The 16,193-nt window shown below is 54.1% G+C and carries 17 protein-coding genes; 15 read left to right on the top strand and 2 right to left on the bottom strand.

Annotated features, from left to right (window positions below; genetic code table 11):
- Positions 1-271: 271 nt before the first annotated feature.
- Positions 272-1,228 (top strand): 23S rRNA pseudouridine(955/2504/2580) synthase RluC, encoded by a 957-nt coding sequence (gene rluC, locus RAC65_RS05925; protein WP_039341117.1) that lies wholly within the window; start codon positions 272-274, stop codon positions 1,226-1,228.
- Between the two features lie 12 nt (positions 1,229-1,240).
- On the opposite strand, the gene RAC65_RS05920 is transcribed toward rluC, so the two are convergent.
- A complete protein-coding gene (locus RAC65_RS05920; protein WP_006118828.1) occupies positions 1,241-1,828 on the bottom strand; it encodes a nucleoside triphosphate pyrophosphatase in 588 nt (195 codons plus the stop codon).
- Positions 1,829-1,968: 140 nt separating this feature from the next.
- Here RAC65_RS05920 and yceD point away from each other — a divergent pair, with 140 nt between their 5' ends.
- The 14 genes from yceD to ptsG all read left to right on the top strand — a co-directional run bounded on the left by yceD (position 1,969) and on the right by ptsG (position 14,199).
- Positions 1,969-2,490: a 23S rRNA accumulation protein YceD gene (gene yceD, locus RAC65_RS05915; protein ID WP_006118829.1), complete on the top strand. Its 522-nt coding sequence runs from the start codon at positions 1,969-1,971 to the stop codon at positions 2,488-2,490.
- 14 nt (positions 2,491-2,504) lie between these two features.
- Positions 2,505-2,675: a 50S ribosomal protein L32 gene (rpmF, locus tag RAC65_RS05910; RefSeq protein WP_003849870.1), complete on the top strand. Its 171-nt coding sequence runs from the start codon at positions 2,505-2,507 to the stop codon at positions 2,673-2,675.
- A gap of 25 nt (positions 2,676-2,700) precedes the next feature.
- Positions 2,701-3,741 carry a phosphate acyltransferase PlsX gene (gene plsX, locus RAC65_RS05905; RefSeq protein ID WP_033737556.1) on the top strand — a complete coding sequence of 347 codons (1,041 nt, stop codon included), beginning with the start codon at positions 2,701-2,703 and terminating at the stop codon, positions 3,739-3,741.
- Positions 3,742-4,695 (top strand): beta-ketoacyl-ACP synthase III, encoded by a 954-nt coding sequence (locus RAC65_RS05900; protein WP_006118831.1) that lies wholly within the window; start codon positions 3,742-3,744, stop codon positions 4,693-4,695. It abuts the gene before it with no gap.
- 16 nt (positions 4,696-4,711) lie between these two features.
- The gene (fabD, locus tag RAC65_RS05895; RefSeq protein WP_006118832.1) at positions 4,712-5,644 is read left to right on the top strand and encodes an ACP S-malonyltransferase; all 933 of its coding nucleotides are present in this window, start codon (positions 4,712-4,714) and stop codon (positions 5,642-5,644) included.
- A 10-nt stretch (positions 5,645-5,654) separates the two neighbouring features.
- Positions 5,655-6,389 carry a 3-oxoacyl-ACP reductase FabG gene (fabG, locus tag RAC65_RS05890; protein WP_006118833.1) on the top strand — a complete coding sequence of 245 codons (735 nt, stop codon included), beginning with the start codon at positions 5,655-5,657 and terminating at the stop codon, positions 6,387-6,389.
- Between the two features lie 152 nt (positions 6,390-6,541).
- The gene (gene acpP / locus RAC65_RS05885; protein WP_003849865.1) at positions 6,542-6,778 is read left to right on the top strand and encodes an acyl carrier protein; all 237 of its coding nucleotides are present in this window, start codon (positions 6,542-6,544) and stop codon (positions 6,776-6,778) included.
- A gap of 85 nt (positions 6,779-6,863) precedes the next feature.
- On the top strand, positions 6,864-8,105 hold the full coding sequence (gene fabF, locus RAC65_RS05880; protein ID WP_033737555.1) for a beta-ketoacyl-ACP synthase II: 1,242 nt from the start codon (positions 6,864-6,866) through the stop codon (positions 8,103-8,105).
- Between the two features lie 121 nt (positions 8,106-8,226).
- Positions 8,227-9,042 (top strand): aminodeoxychorismate lyase, encoded by an 816-nt coding sequence (gene pabC, locus RAC65_RS05875; protein WP_205950015.1) that lies wholly within the window; start codon positions 8,227-8,229, stop codon positions 9,040-9,042.
- Positions 9,039-10,058 carry a cell division protein YceG gene (gene yceG / locus RAC65_RS05870; RefSeq protein WP_006118836.1) on the top strand — a complete coding sequence of 340 codons (1,020 nt, stop codon included), beginning with the start codon at positions 9,039-9,041 and terminating at the stop codon, positions 10,056-10,058. Before pabC ends, yceG begins: the two co-directional genes overlap by 4 nt.
- Positions 10,048-10,683, top strand: a complete 636-nt coding sequence (gene tmk / locus RAC65_RS05865) for a dTMP kinase (RefSeq protein WP_006118837.1) — start codon at positions 10,048-10,050, stop codon at positions 10,681-10,683. Before yceG ends, tmk begins: the two co-directional genes overlap by 11 nt.
- On the top strand, positions 10,680-11,669 hold the full coding sequence (holB, locus tag RAC65_RS05860; protein ID WP_375096499.1) for a DNA polymerase III subunit delta': 990 nt from the start codon (positions 10,680-10,682) through the stop codon (positions 11,667-11,669). Before tmk ends, holB begins: the two co-directional genes overlap by 4 nt.
- Positions 11,670-11,680: 11 nt before the next feature.
- Entirely contained in the window at positions 11,681-12,472 is a 792-nt protein-coding gene (locus RAC65_RS05855) for a metal-dependent hydrolase (RefSeq protein ID WP_375096498.1), read from the top strand.
- 290 nt (positions 12,473-12,762) lie between these two features.
- Positions 12,763-14,199, top strand: a complete 1,437-nt coding sequence (gene ptsG, locus RAC65_RS05850) for a PTS glucose transporter subunit IIBC (RefSeq protein WP_375096497.1) — start codon at positions 12,763-12,765, stop codon at positions 14,197-14,199.
- 114 nt (positions 14,200-14,313) lie between these two features.
- Here the strand turns inward: ptsG and RAC65_RS05845 are convergent, their stop codons facing one another.
- Positions 14,314-15,888: a methyl-accepting chemotaxis protein gene (locus RAC65_RS05845; protein WP_375096496.1), complete on the bottom strand. Its 1,575-nt coding sequence runs from the start codon at positions 15,886-15,888 to the stop codon at positions 14,314-14,316.
- Between the last annotated feature and the right edge of the window lie 305 nt (positions 15,889-16,193).

The raw sequence follows: 16,193 nt of genomic DNA, 5'->3' as shown, positions 1-16,193 counted from the left end.
CTCAATCCGACAAAATAACTAATTTCGCTTTTTTTCTTATCTGAATCCTCAGCTAAGAAACCTAAGCATTATTCCACTGCTAACCTTCATATAGCAAGGTGACTTTAACTGACTGATCAATTTTCTTTACATTTTAAGAACCCTGCGACAGAAAGCGCATTCAGGCTGTTGAAAATGCCAGCAATCTGATTGCTCATCCCGACGCTACGCAGAGAGTTAAGCACATAAAAAGGGGTGGCGCTATCAGGGGACACTATTTAGAATCGCCGCCATGAAAACAGAGAATCCCGGCGTACAGTTTGTCGCCATCACGGCTGAAAACGCCGGACAACGTATTGATAACTTTTTGCGCACCCAGTTAAAGGGCGTGCCGAAGAGCATGATTTATCGCATCGTGCGAAAAGGTGAAGTGCGCGTGAATAAAAAACGCATCAAGCCTGAATATAAACTCGAAGAGGGCGATGAGGTGCGCATTCCGCCAGTACGTGTGGCGGAGCGTGATGAGGACGCTGTCTCGCCCAAACTGGCCAAAGTTGCCTCACTGGCTAACGCCATCCTCTTTGAAGACGATCATTTGCTGGTCATGAACAAACCGTCCGGTACAGCCGTACACGGCGGCAGCGGCTTAAGCTTTGGTGTGATTGAAGGACTGCGCGCCCTGCGTCCGGAAGCGCGCTTTCTGGAGCTGGTACATCGCCTTGACCGCGATACGTCCGGCATTTTACTGGTGGCCAAAAAGCGCTCAGCATTGCGTTCGCTGCATGAACAGCTGCGTGAGAAGGGCATGCAGAAAGATTATCTTGCGCTGGTGCAGGGCAACTGGCCCTCGCATATCAAAGTGGTTCAGGCGCCGCTGCTGAAAAATATCCTGCAAAGCGGTGAACGTATGGTGCGTGTCAGCAGTGACGGCAAACCGTCGGAAACCCGCTTTAAAGTGGAAGAACGTTTTGCGTTTGCCACGCTGGTCAAAGCCAGTCCGGTAACCGGGCGTACGCACCAGATTCGTGTACACACCTTGCACGCCGGTCATCCCATCGCCTTTGACGATCGTTACGGCGAGCGCGACTTTGACAGCAAACTGGCCTCTACGGGGCTGGATCGGCTCTTCCTGCACGCGGCTGCGTTGACATTTACGCACCCGAATACAGGGGAAACCCTGCGTATGGAAGCGCCGCTGGATGACACGTTACAGCAGTGCCTGACGAAGCTGCGCCAGCAAAAAAACTGACGCAGGGCGGCATCACGCTCCCAGGGGATTGATGCCCGCTTCACGCAGCATCGCGCTGAGCGCGATAAGCGGTAGTCCCACCAACGCATTCGGATCGCGCCCTTCAAGCCGGTCAAATAAGCAGATGCCCAGTCCTTCACTTTTGAAACTGCCGGCGCACTGTAGCGGTTGCTCTTTCTTTATATAGTTGGTGATGTCGGCCTGACTCAGCGTGCGGAAATGCACGGTAAAAGGTTCGCAGCACTGCATCAGCCGCTGGCTGGCAGGGTGGTAGAGGGCGAGGCCGGTGTAAAAGGTTACGCGGTTGCCACTGGCAGCGCGTAGCTGTGCTTCTGCGTTCTGCGCCGTATGGGGTTTTCCGGTAATCCTGCCGTTAAGGACGCAGACCTGATCGGAACCAATGATCCAGTGATGTGGATAACGTTCAGCCAGCGCCTGAGCTTTGGCTATGGCCAGGCGCGTAACCAGATCCTCTGCGCGTTCATTTTCTAACGGCGTTTCATCTGTCTGGGGTGAATCTACTGTAAAAGGCAGGCCAAGCTTGCTCAGCAGCGCCTGACGAAACGGTGAGGTTGATGCTAAAAGAATCGATGCTGTCATTTTTTTTCAATATTGATAGCGAATTGGTGGCAGTCATTTTAAACTGTGCGCCGCACTGGATGCGAATAGTGGTTGAAAGATGCTGTCCAACGGCCTTTTTCTTTGACTCTATGTGATTACAAAGTTAATATGCGCGCCCTATGCAAAAGGTAAAATTACCCCTGACGCTGGACCCCGTCCGCACCGCTCAAAAACGCCTTGATTACCAGGGTGTTTATACCTCGCAACAGGTCGAGCGTGTGGCTGAGTCGGTCGTCAGTGTGGACAGTGATGTTGAATGTGCCATGTCGTTCGCGGTTGATAACCAGCGTCTGGCAGTACTGACGGGTACTGCTGATGTTGAGGTTACGCTTCGTTGTCAGCGCTGCAACCAGGTTTTTCCACATCATGTTCACGTAAGCTATTGCTTCAGTCCTGTTTCATCTGATGAGCAGGCCGAGGCGTTGCCGGAAGCGTACGAGCCGGTTGATGTCAACGAATTCGGTGAGATCGACTTGCTGGCGGTTATCGAGGATGAAGTTATTCTCGCGCTGCCTGTGGTTCCGGTGCACGATTCTGAACACTGTGAAGTGTCCGAGGCGGACATGGTCTTTGGCCAATTGCCTGCAGAGGCAGAAAAACCAAACCCATTTGCCGTATTAGCCAGTTTAAAGCGTAAGTAATAGGAGTAAGGTCCATGGCCGTACAACAGAATAAACCCACCCGTTCTAAGCGTGGTATGCGTCGTTCGCACGATGCGCTGACCACTGCTGCTCTGTCAGTAGATAAAGTTTCTGGTGAAACTCATCTGCGTCACCACATCACTGCGGATGGTTACTACCGCGGTCGCAAGGTTATCGTTAAGTAAGATCTTTGCTTAGCAAGGCGATACCTTGACACGTTTGACCCTGGCTATCGATGCCATGGGCGGGGATTTCGGTCCCTGCGTGACGGTGCCTGCAGCATTGCAGGCACTGGCCTCTCATTCGGAACTTATCCTTCTTCTGGTCGGAGACCCCGACATTCTCACGCCATTGCTTGCCAAAGCCGATTCCGCCCTGCTGGCGCGTTTGCAGGTTGTCCCTGCAGAATCCGTTATTGCAAGTGATGCGCGACCCGCACAAGCCATACGTAACAGCCGCGGCAGTTCAATGCGAGTGGCGTTAGAGTTGGTGAAAGAAGGGCGGGCAGAGGCCTGCGTCAGCAGCGGCAATACCGGCGCGCTGATGGGGCTGGCGACATTATTACTGAAGCCGCTGGACGGCATTAAGCGTCCGGCGTTGATGACCGTTTTACCCCACCAACATCAGGGAAAGACGGTCATTCTGGATTTAGGTGCCAACGTCGATTCTGACAGTGCGATGCTGGTGCAGTTTGCGGTAATGGGCGCGGTCATGGCCGAAGAAGTGTTGGGCATAGCGCATCCCCGCGTGGCACTTCTCAATATTGGCCATGAAGAGCATAAAGGGCTTGAAAGCATTCGCGATGCGGCGTTAAGTCTGAAGGCATTACCGCAAATTAATTACATTGGTTACCTTGAAGGTAATGATTTGCTGACCGGCAAAACGGACGTGCTGGTTTGTGATGGTTTCGCTGGAAACATCACACTGAAGACAATGGAAGGCGTGGTAAGAATGTTCCTTTCTCTGCTGAAATCATCGGGAGAAGGTGAAAAGCGGTCGTGGTGGCTGACGTTGCTGGGGCGCTGGGTTAAAAAGCGTTTGGTCAGGCGTTTCGGCCATCTCAACCCCGACCAGTATAATGGCGCTTGTCTGTTAGGATTGCGCGGGACAGTGATCAAGAGTCATGGCGCAGCAAATCAACATGCCTTTGCCATGGCGATCAATCAGGCCGAGCAGGCGGTGAGGCGGCAGGTTCCTGAACACATTGCCGCCCGTCTGGACGCTGTATTAGCCAGGAGTGACAAAGCCTAGATGTTTACCAAAATTATCGGTACGGGCAGTTATTTGCCCAGCCAGGTCCGCACCAATGCCGACCTGGAAAAAATGGTGGAGACCTCGGACGAGTGGATTGTTACCCGTACCGGCATCCGTGAGCGCCGTATTGCTGCGCCGGATGAGACTGTTGCAAGTATGGGCCACCAGGCAGCACAACGTGCCCTGGAGATGGCGGGCGTCGATGCCAATGACGTGGGCCTGATCATTGTGGCGACCACGTCTTCCAGTCATGCCTTCCCCAGCTCTGCCTGCCTGATTCAGCAGATGCTTGAAATCAAAGATTGTGCCGCGTTTGACCTGGCTGCGGCCTGTGCAGGCTTTACTTATGCGTTAAGCGTTGCCGATCAATACATCAAAAATGGTGCAGTGAAACATGCGCTGGTCATCGGTTCTGATGTCCTGGCGCGTACGCTCGATCCTGAAGATCGTGGCACGATCATTCTGTTCGGTGACGGTGCGGGCGCAGTGGTACTGGGTCAAAGTGAAGAGCAGGGCATCATTTCTACCCATCTGCATGCTGATGGCCGTTACGCCAAATTGCTGACGCTGCCTTATCAGGATCGCGCGCATCAGGATCAACCCGCTTACCTGACAATGGCAGGTAATGAAGTCTTCAAAGTGGCCGTGACAGAACTGGCGCACATCGTTGATGAGACCTTGCAGGCGAACAACATTGCGCGTGAAGAGCTGGACTGGCTGGTGCCGCATCAGGCAAACCTTCGCATTATCAGCGCCACGGCGAAAAAACTGGGCATGACCATGGAAAAAGTGGTGGTCACGCTGGATCGTCATGGAAATACCTCAGCCGCATCGGTGCCCAGCGCACTGGATGAAGCCGTGCGCGATGGCCGCATCAAACCCGGACAACTTATTTTGCTGGAAGCCTTTGGTGGTGGATTCACCTGGGGTTCTGCGCTGGTTCGCTTTTGATTGACAGGAACTGAAAATGACGCAACTTGCTTTTGTTTTCCCAGGTCAGGGCTCACAGTCTGTGGGCATGTTGACAGAACTCGCTGCCGCTTATCCGGTGGTTGAAGAGACGTTCCGTGAAGCCTCTGAGGCCCTCGGTTATGATCTGTGGCAGTTAGTGAGCCAGGGGCCCGCGGAAGAGTTGAACAAAACCTGGCAGACGCAGCCTGCGCTGCTGGCCGCTTCTGTGGCGATTTACCGTGTCTGGCAGCAGCAGGGGGGCAAACAGCCTGTGCTGATGGCGGGCCACAGCCTGGGCGAATATTCTGCGCTGGTCTGTGCGGGCGTACTGGATTTCGCGGACGCAATCAAACTGGTTGAACTGCGCGGTAAACTGATGCAGGAAGCCGTGCCAGAAGGCACCGGTGCCATGCAGGCGATCATCGGTCTTGATGATGCGGCCATTGCGAAAGCCTGTGAAGAAAGTGCGCAGGGTGAAGTCGTTTCGCCGGTGAACTTCAATTCGCCAGGCCAGGTCGTTATCGCGGGTAACAAAGATGCGGTAGAACGTGCAGGCGCGGCCTGCAAAGCGGCGGGCGCCAAGCGCGCGTTGCCGCTGCCGGTCAGCGTACCTTCGCATTGTGCACTGATGAAGCCTGCGGCGGAAAAACTGGCACTGACGCTGGAAACGCTCACCTTTAAAGCACCCCAGGTGCCGGTGATTAACAACGTCGACGTGAAAGCCGAAACGGATGCCGACGCGATTCGTCAGGCGCTGATTCGCCAGCTTTACAGCCCGGTACGCTGGACAGAAAGCGTAGAGGCGATGGCTGCGCAGGGCGTGACGCAACTGATTGAAATGGGTCCGGGTAAAGTGCTCACTGGCCTGACCAAACGTATCGTAGATGGCCTGTCTGCGGCAGCGGTGAACGATACTGCGTCATTGACTGCGGCACTTGCACAGGAATAAGAGGAAAATCATGAGCTTTGAAGGTAAAGTAGCGCTGGTAACGGGCGCGAGCCGCGGCATTGGCCGTGCGATTGCAGAAACCCTGGCTGCACGTGGTGCAAAAGTGGTGGGAACTGCAACCAGCCAAAGTGGTGCCGATGCGATCAGTGCTTACCTTGGCGATAAGGGACTGGGCCTGCTGTTAAATGTGACAGATGCCGCTTCCATCGACAGCGTTTTAGAGAAAATTCGCGCTGAATTTGGCGAAGTGGACATTTTGGTCAATAATGCAGGCATTACGCGTGATAATTTACTGATGCGTATGAAAGACGATGAGTGGCAGGATATCCTTGATACCAACCTCACATCAGTTTTCCGTCTTTCTAAGGCGGTGATGCGTGCCATGATGAAAAAGCGCATGGGGCGTATCATCACTATTGGTTCCGTTGTCGGAACCATGGGTAATGCGGGTCAGGCAAACTATGCTGCAGCAAAAGCGGGTTTGATTGGCTTTAGCAAATCACTGGCGCGGGAAATCGCGTCACGTGGCATTACCGTCAACGTCGTGGCTCCGGGCTTCATAGAGACCGACATGACGCGGGCACTGAACGAAGATCAACGTTCCGGTATTCTGGCAGAAGTGCCTGCGGGTCGCTTAGGCGAAGCGCAGGAAATTGCTAATGCTGTTGCATTCTTAGCCTCTGACGAAGCAGCCTACATCACGGGTGAGACGCTGCACGTCAATGGCGGCATGTATATGGTCTGATAATCACGAAATCATTTGCATTATTTGCGTATAAAACCGCACAATAGCGTAAATCGTGGTTAGACCAGCCGGGATTTTGTTGCATCTTTTTCAACATTTTATACACTACGAAAACCATCGCGAAAGCGAGTTTTGATAGGAAATTAAATAGTATGAGCGATATCGAACAACGCGTTAAGAAAATCATCAGTGAGCAGCTGGGTGTGAAAGAGGAAGAAGTGACCAACTCTGCATCTTTCGTAGAAGACCTGGGTGCCGATTCTCTTGATACCGTTGAGCTGGTAATGGCTCTGGAAGAAGAGTTTGATACTGAAATTCCAGACGAAGAAGCTGAGAAAATCACTACCGTTCAGGCAGCGATCGACTATATCAATAGCCACAAAGGCTAATGAATATCTTCAGGCGGTCAATTGACCGCCTGAGTTTTATGTTTGCCCCACAATAGTCATTTTTTTCCCTCCCTGGAGGACGAACGTGTCTAAGCGTCGTGTAGTTGTGACTGGTCTTGGCATGTTGTCTCCTGTCGGCAATACCGTAGAGTCTACCTGGAGTGCTCTCCTTGCCGGTCAGAGCGGCATTAACCTGATCGACCATTTTGATACCAGCGCCTATGCAACACGCTTTGCAGGTCTGGTAAGAGATTTCAATTGCGATGACTTTATTTCCCGTAAAGATCAACGCAAGATGGATGACTTCATTCAGTACGGCATCGTGGCAGGCATTCAGGCCATGCAGGACAGCGGTCTTGAAGTGACCGAGGAAAATGCAGGCCGGATTGGCGCGGCAATTGGTTCGGGCATTGGTGGTTTGGGTCTGATTGAAGAAAACCATACCTCGCTGGTGAACGGCGGTCCGCGTAAAATCAGCCCTTTCTTCGTGCCTTCCACAATCGTCAATATGGTGGCGGGACATCTCACCATCATGTATGGCCTGAAAGGCCCCAGCATTTCCATTGCGACCGCCTGTACTTCTGGCGTTCACAACATTGGTCATGCGGCACGTATCATCGCTTATAACGATGCTGACGTGATGCTGGCAGGTGGCGCGGAAAAAGCCAGTACACCATTGGGTGTAGGTGGGTTTGGCGCGGCGCGTGCACTGTCTACACGTAACGACAACCCACAGGCGGCAAGCCGCCCATGGGATAAAGACCGTGATGGTTTTGTACTGGGCGACGGCGCGGGCATTATCGTACTGGAAGAGTACGAGCATGCTAAGAAGCGTGGCGCTAAAATCTACGCGGAAATCGTGGGCTTTGGGATGAGCAGCGATGCCTATCACATGACCTCGCCACCGGAAGACGGCTCTGGCGCAGCCGCAGCGATGATCAATGCGCTGCGTGATGCACAGATGACGCCTGACAGGATCGGTTACGTCAACGCGCATGGCACGTCAACGCCAGCAGGCGATAAAGCCGAAGCGCAGGCGGTGAAATCAGTGTTTGGTGAGGCTGCCAGCAAGGTTATGGTCAGCTCAACTAAATCAATGACCGGCCATTTACTGGGTGCGGCAGGCGCGGTTGAATCGATCTATTCGATTCTGGCGCTGCGCGATCAGGCGGTTCCACCGACCCTGAACCTGGATAACCCGGACGAAGGTTGCGATCTTGATTTCGTTCCTCACACTGCACGTCAGGTGTCTGGACTGGAATATACGCTGTGTAACTCTTTCGGTTTCGGTGGCACTAACGGTTCACTGATTTTCCGTAAAATCTAAACCTGGCGTTTATGATTGCTTAAAAGGCCCGCTATGCGGGCCTTTTTTCTGTCCAGCGACGAAGAGAAACCGATAAAATCACCGTCATGACAACCACGATATCGATACGGGAGACGCGGTAATGTGGATTAACGGCATCGAACAATCTCATCTCACGGCCCGCGATCGCGCCGTACAATTTGGCGATGGCTGCTTTACCACGGCCGCTATCATCAAGGGCAATATCGCGCTGTTTGACTGGCATATTCAGCGGCTAAAGCAAAGCTGCGAACGCCTGTGGTTACAGAATGTTGACTGGCAGGCTCTGGCGGGGGAAATGCTGCAGGCGGCCTCGGGCCATGACAGCGCGGTGCTCAAAGTCATTATCAGCGCAGGCAGTGGGGGACGCGGTTACAGTCGTGCGGGCTGTAGCGGGCCGACGCGCATTGTCTCGGTCTCTGACTGGCCCGGGCACTATGCTGCGTTAGAAAATACCGGTGTCAGGCTGGTGGTCAGTCCGGTCCGGCTGGCACGCAACCCCCAGTTTGCCGGGCTAAAACATCTCAACCGGCTTGAACAGGTGATGATTCGTGCCCATCTTGAGCAGACAGACGCGGATGAAGCCCTGGTGCTTGACACCGAAGGTTGGGTGGTGGAATGCTGTGCGGCCAATTTATTCTGGCGGAGCGGCAACACGATCTTTACGCCCCGGCTGGATCAGGCTGGCGTTGACGGCATTATGCGGCAGAATCTGATAGCGCAAATACATGCAGCAGGACAGAGTTGTCAGGTGGTGCAGGCGACGCTGGCGGCGCTGTTAGCCGCAGACGAAATTGTCATCTGTAATACGCTCATGCCCGTCTTGCCCGTTCGACAACTTGATGCGGTGACCTTTCATCAACGCACATTGTTTAACCAGCTACAGGCAAGCTGTAAAACGATAATGGAAGCAGAATGAGTCGAAGCAAAAAAATTATTGCGGGTGTGCTGGCAGTGCTGCTGGCGGCCGCAGGCGTCAGCTACTGGCAGGTGAAGCAACTTGCTGCCAGCCGTCTGACCCTTTCCCAGGAAACGATTTACACGCTGCCCGCCGGGACGGGCCGTGTGGCGTTAGAAGCCCAGCTGGAAAGTCAGCATATTATTCCCCACAGCATCTGGTTTGGCGCGTTGCTTAAGTTTGAGCCTGAACTGGCAAAATTCAAAGCCGGAACCTATCGTCTGGAACCGTCAATGACGGTGCGCGAGCTACTGGCGTTGCTGGCCAGCGGCAAAGAGGCCCAGTTCCCGCTGCGCTTTGTAGAAGGACAACGCCTGCAGGAGTGGCTGAGTGAATTACGCCAGGCACCCTATGTAAAACATACGTTGCCTGATGATAAGTATGCCACCGTGGCAAAGGCGCTCAGGCTGGATGAAAATCAGCTGGAAGGGAGCTTCTGCCCGGATACCTATCTGTATACCGCCAATACAACGGATATTGCGTTGCTGACGCGTGCGCATCAGCGAATGCAAAAGATGGTTGATGAAGTCTGGCAAGGCCGCATGGACAACCTGCCCTACAAGAATGAGCAGGAGATGGTGACGATGGCGTCGATCATTGAAAAAGAGACGGGTGTCAGTGAAGAGCGGGCGAAAGTGGCCTCTGTGTTTATTAACCGACTGCGGACGGGTATGCGCCTGCAGACCGATCCGACCGTGATTTACGGTATGGGCGCAGCCTACAATGGCACGCTGACGCGCAAAGATCTGGAAACAGCGACGCCGTACAATACCTATATCATCAGTGGTTTGCCGCCAGGCCCGATTGCGATGCCGAGTAAGGCCTCATTGATTGCCGCCGCCCATCCGGAAAAGACCAACTACCTCTATTTTGTGGCGGATGGCAAAGGTGGACATACGTTCACGACCAATCTTGCCAGCCACAACAAGGCCGTCCAGGCTTACCGGCTTGCGTTAAAGGAAAAAAATGGACAGTAAGTTTATTGTGATTGAAGGCCTGGAAGGCGCGGGAAAAACCACGGCCCGTGAGGCCATTGTGGCAACGTTACAGGCACACGGGATTGAAGACATCGTCTTTACCCGTGAACCCGGCGGTACGCCGCTGGCTGAACAGCTCCGTATTCTGGTGAAGCAGGGCATTGAGGGCGAGCAGGTGACCGATAAAGCGGAACTGTTAATGCTGTACGCCGCCCGTGTCCAGCTGGTCGAAACCGTTATTAAACCGGCCCTTGCGCGCGGCGCCTGGGTGGTGGGCGATCGGCATGATCTCTCCTCTCAGGCTTACCAGGGCGGCGGCCGTGGGGTTGATGCCGAACTGATGCGTACATTGCGTGATACGGTGCTGGGGGATTTTCGTCCTGACCTGACGTTGTATCTGGATGTCACACCGGAAACAGGATTACAACGTGCCCGCGCTCGTGGTGTGCTGGATCGCATCGAGCAGGAGTCACTGCGCTTTTTCGAACGCACGCGTGACCGCTACCTGGCCCTGGCGGCGGAAGATGCGACGATTCGGACAATCGATGCGACGCAGCCTCTGGAACAGGTGACCACCGCGCTGCAATCCACATTGTCTGCCTGGCTGGCGGAACAGCGGGCATGAACTGGTATCCCTGGCTAAACCAGCCTTACCGGCAGGTGATTGCACAGCACCAGGCGGATCGCGCGCATCACGCGCTGCTGGTGAATGCCATGGAAGGCATGGGCGATGATGCCCTGGTGTGGGGAATGAGCCGCTGGCTGATGTGTCAGTGCCGCGACGGACTGAAAAGCTGCGGTCACTGTCATGGCTGTCAACTGATGCAGGCAAACACGCATCCTGACTGGTACCGGCTGGAAGCCGAAAAAGGCAAAGCCACGCTCGGCATTGATGCCGTGCGCCAGGTGACGGAAAAAATGTACCACCATGCACAGCAGGGCGGGGCTAAAGTCGTCTGGCTGCCCGATGCGTCGCAGCTCAGTGATGCGGCAGCGAACGCCTTGCTGAAAACCCTTGAAGAACCGCCGGCAAACAGCTGGTTCTTTCTGAGCAGTCGTGAACCTTCGCGTTTGCTGGCGACGCTGCGCAGCCGCTGTATGGTGTTAACGCTGGCACCGCCAGACGAAGCCCACAGTCTGGCATGGCTCAGAAAGCAGGGAGCGTATGACGAGTCACACTTACTGGCTGCGCTGCGCCTGAGTGCGGGCGCGCCCGGTGCCGCCCTGGCGCTGCTGGATGAGCGAGCATGGCAGGCAAGGCAGGCACTCTGTGATGCCCTTGCCAGCGCCCTGCAACAGGACATCCTGCAACTGCTTCCAGTACTGAATACTGATAACCCAGGCACGCGCATAGGCTGGCTGCTGGCGTTGATACTGGATGCCATCAAGTGGCAGCAGGGTGCGACACAGTGGCTGACCAATGTGGATCGTCAGGATGTAGTGGCGATGCTGGCGCAGCATTTCTCGCAAACGGCGCTGAACAACAGCGCTCAGGACTGGATGCGCTGCCGCGAAACGCTGTCAGAGGTTGCGGCAGTGAATCGTGAACTTTTGTTAACTGACAGGCTACTGAGCTGGGCGGACAACCTGAAGCCCGCAGTACCCGGCTGACTGAGAAAACTATGTTTATTGTTGATTCCCACTGCCATCTTGATGGCCTTGACTATGAAAAAAACCATCAGGATCTTGATGACGTGATCGCCAAAGCGGCAGCGCGCGACGTCAGGTTTATGCTGGCGATTGCCACAACGTTACCTGGCTTTAGCACGTTAAAGGCGCTGGTAGGCGGTCGCGAAAATATCGCACTCTCCTGCGGTGTACATCCGCTGAACCAGGAGGAACCTTACGATGTCGACGAATTCCGTCGGCTGGCCGCCGATCCACAGGTGGTGGCCTTGGGTGAAACCGGACTGGATTATTATTACCAGCAGGAAACCAAAGCGCAGCAGCAGCGCTCGTTTCGCGAGCATATCCGTACCGGGATCGCGCTGAACAAGCCGATCATCGTGCACACGCGTGATGCGCGTGAAGATACCCTGGCGATTCTGCGTGAAGAACAGGTTGAACGCTGCGGCGGTGTACTACACTGTTTTACGGAAGATCAGGCGACAGCGGCGAAGCTGCTGGATATGGGGTTCTACATTTCTTTCTCAGGGATCGTGACGTTCCGTAATGCTGAGCAGATACGCGAGGCGGCACGCTATGTTCCCCTTGATCGTATTCTGGTTGAAACCGATTCGCCCTATCTGGCACCTGTACCTTATCGCGGCAAGGAGAATCAACCGGCCTATACACGCGATGTAGCGGACTATCTGGCGGTACTGAAAGGCGTGGATATCGAGACGCTGGCAGCAACCACCACGCAGAATTTCTCCACGCTTTTCCATATCCCCATGAGCCGCCTCGGCGCCTGACAGTTAGTTTATTTCAGGCTTTGTAATAAATACGACATATCCGCTGCTGACTCTGTTTTTGTCCAACAGAGTCAGGGGATTTCGCTGAAAAAATAGGCGGTTATGCACGTATGTTTACCCGTCTGAGCGCTCTGGTTTGCGAAACGTGATAGCCGTCAAAGTAACGAGGCGTAATTTATTTTACCCTTCGTAATAAATCAAAATGGCGGCTAACGCCAACCGGTAAAGAACCTCCCTCTTTACCACGCGCACTGCGCGAAAAACGCACTCATACTCAGGAGTTTCACGTTATGTTCAAAAACGCTTTTGCCAACTTACAAAAGGTTGGTAAATCGCTCATGCTGCCGGTGTCGGTTCTGCCTATCGCCGGTATTTTATTAGGAGTAGGTTCCGCCAATTTCAGCTGGTTACCTGTGGTCGTCTCACATGTTATGGCGGAAGCGGGCGGCTCAGTCTTTGCGAATATGCCGTTGATTTTTGCCATCGGTGTTGCGCTGGGCTTTACCAATAACGATGGCGTTTCGGCCCTGGCGGCGGTAGTGGCTTATGGCATCATGGTGAAAACCATGGCCGTGGTGGCACCGTTAGTGCTGCATCTGCCTGCGGCAGAAATTGAGGCCACACACCTGGCGGACACCGGTGTGCTGGGCGGTATCATTGCCGGCTCCATCGCGGCTTACATGTTCAACCGCTTCTATCGCATCAAGCTGCCTGAGTATCTGGGCTTTTTTGCGGGCAAGCGCTTTGTGCCGATTATTTCCGGTCTGGCGGCTATCGCGATGGGCCTGGTACTGTCATTTATCTGGCCGCCGGTCGGTTCCGCGATTCAGGATTTCTCACAGTGGGCAGCCTATCAGAACCCTGTGGTCGCTTTTGGTATTTACGGCGTGGTTGAACGTGCGCTGGTGCCATTTGGTCTGCACCACATCTGGAACGTCCCTTTCCAGATGCAGATTGGTGAATATACCAATGCGGCAGGTCAGGTCTTCCACGGCGATATTCCGCGCTATATGGCGGGTGACCCAACCGCAGGTAAACTGTCGGGTGGCTTCCTGTTTAAGATGTATGGCTTACCTGCGGCCGCCATTGCGATTTGGCATTCGGCAAAACCAGAAAACCGGGCGAAAGTGGGCGGCATCATGATTTCGGCTGCACTGACCTCGTTCCTGACCGGGATTACCGAGCCGATCGAATTCTCGTTCATGTTCGTTGCGCCTGTCCTGTATGTCATCCATGCGATCCTGGCCGGTCTGGCGTTCCCGATTTGTATTCTGCTCGGCATGCGTGATGGCACCAGCTTCTCTCACGGACTGATCGACTTTATCGTTCTGAGTGGTAACAGCAGCAAAATCTGGCTGTTCCCGATCATCGGGATGATTTATGCGGCGGTTTACTACACCGTGTTCCGTGTGCTGATCGTTAAGCTGGATCTGAAAACGCCAGGCCGTGAAGACAGCGCCAGCGAGCAGTCGTCATCAGCAACCGGCACCGAAATGGCGGGCAAACTGGTTACGGCGTTTGGCGGTAAAGATAACATTACCAACCTGGATGCCTGTATTACTCGTCTGCGCGTCAGCGTGGCGGATGTCAGCAAGGTCGATCAAACAGAACTGAAAAACCTGGGTGCACGCGGTGTGGTCGTGGCAGGTTCAGGAGTTCAGGCCATTTTCGGCACTAAATCTGATAACCTGAAAACCGATATGGATGACTACATCCGTAAAATGTAACAGGCCGTAGCGTACGTTTTTGCCTTTCATAAACAGCGTTGAGTTCCGACTCAACGCTGTTTTTTTATGGCATGACATAACGGCATGACGGCGATAACCTGTTTTGGGCTGGCTTTAGCTGGCCTGACGCGTCACAAATTTAGAGGTCGTCTGCAACAGCAGATCGGACAACCGTTGCAGCTGAGCTGTGGCCGCCGCCGTTTCTTCAACCAGTGCCGCATTCTGCTGCGTATCGCTGTCCATCTGCGCCACGGCAATGCCGACCTGTTTCACGCCGGTGCTCTGCTCATGGCTTCCGGTGCTGATTTCGGCAACCAGATCGTTAACGCGATGAATCTCTTTCACCACCGCCTTCATGGTCTCGCCCGCCACGCTGACATTATTCACCCCGGTTGCTACCCGCGAGTGGCTCTCCGTAATCAACGCTTTGATTTCCTGAGCCGCCACGGCGCTGCGTTGTGCCAGACTGCGAACCTCTCCGGCTACCACAGCAAAACCCCGTCCCTGATCGCCCGCCCGGGCCGCTTCGACCGCCGCGTTAAGCGCCAGGATATTGGTCTGAAAAGCAATGCCGTCAATCACGCTAATGATTTCCCCTATCCGGCTGCTGCTTTCCTGGATAGCGTGCATGGTCTCTTCTACATCCGAGACGGACTGGCCGCCGCTGGCCACAATCTGAAACGCGTGTTTGACGACATCATTGGCCACCCGCGCATTATCTGCATTGCTCTGTACTGCCGAAGAGAGCTGTTCCATTGAGGCGCTGGTTTCTTCCAGTGCAGATGCCTGAGACTCGGTACGGCGTGACAAATCCTGCGTGCCGTTGGCGATTTCTGCGGAAGATTTTGCCACCTGCTCAGCGGCGTCCTGAACTTCACTGATCAGATCGCGGATGTGCTGACGCATCACAGACAACTGAAAAATCAGGCTGGAGGTATCACCGGGTTTTGTTTCGTTGTGCCCGTGAAGGTCACCGCGCGCAATCAGTCCCGCCATGTGGACCGCCACTTCCGGTTCCGCCCCCAGTTGCTTCATGACGGAGATAAAAATCAGCGTACCCAGTACGCCGCCGGCGAGGAAGGTCAGACCGATTAACAGAATGAGCGTGAACGAGGTACTGTCTATGTGGGAAACATTGTCATCAATGACCTGATGCACAGAGGCGTTGTAAATCTTCACGGCCTCCAGCAGCGGATCTCTGACAGCGACGTGCAGGCGGTCAGTCTGAGTGGCAATTTCCTTCAGGGCGCCCGGAATGTCGTTATTGTTCGCCAGCGCATAAACCCGCTGCATAGAGGCCAGATAGTCCGGCCAGGCCTGCAACACTTTTTGCGTAATCGCGACCAACGCGGGATCCTGGGACTGTTTCAGAAAATCCACTGCGGTCTGGACCGACTGCTGTGATTTTTGGTTAAATTTTATCGTATTTTGACGGGATTCGGCCGCGGTGACGTTGCCACCCGGAAAAACATACGCATAGCCCCGTCGAAAGTGGGTCGCCATTTCGCGGGCCGCCACGTTCATCATCTGAACCGGTTCAAGTCGCGATGTGTATAACTGCTGTTCTGACGCCGCCAGTGTTCTGAGGGAATGAAGACAGATAACGGCAATAATGACCATGGCTATGAGAAAAAAAGCGGTGAGAAAAATCAGTCGGTGTGACAGTTTAACGCGTTGTAAGAATCGCATAATTAACATCCTGTTTAACGGTTAATTGTAATCGTTTTCATTCAGGCACGTTATTGCGCATCAAGATTTAACGGCCTGAGGCGGTGTAAAACGCGACGGGCTCGGGATCAAACTAATCCGACACGTTATTTATAGTTTCGGCAAGAAATGATAGGGCTTTAATGATCAAATGTTGCAACCTTTTGCTGTCACCCCCGCTCAGTAATGCAGGGACTTAAGCAACGCCCGTCACGCTGTGGATGAGCCGACTGTTGAGGTCAACAGTGCGTAGAGCAGAAAGGGCTGTTGTTGCACGGAAAGACAGC

The organism is Pantoea sp. BS_8, assembly GCF_041954965.1.
GTDB lineage: Bacteria > Pseudomonadota > Gammaproteobacteria > Enterobacterales > Enterobacteriaceae > Pantoea > Pantoea stewartii.
This window is presented reverse-complemented; position numbering and strand designations above follow the sequence as displayed.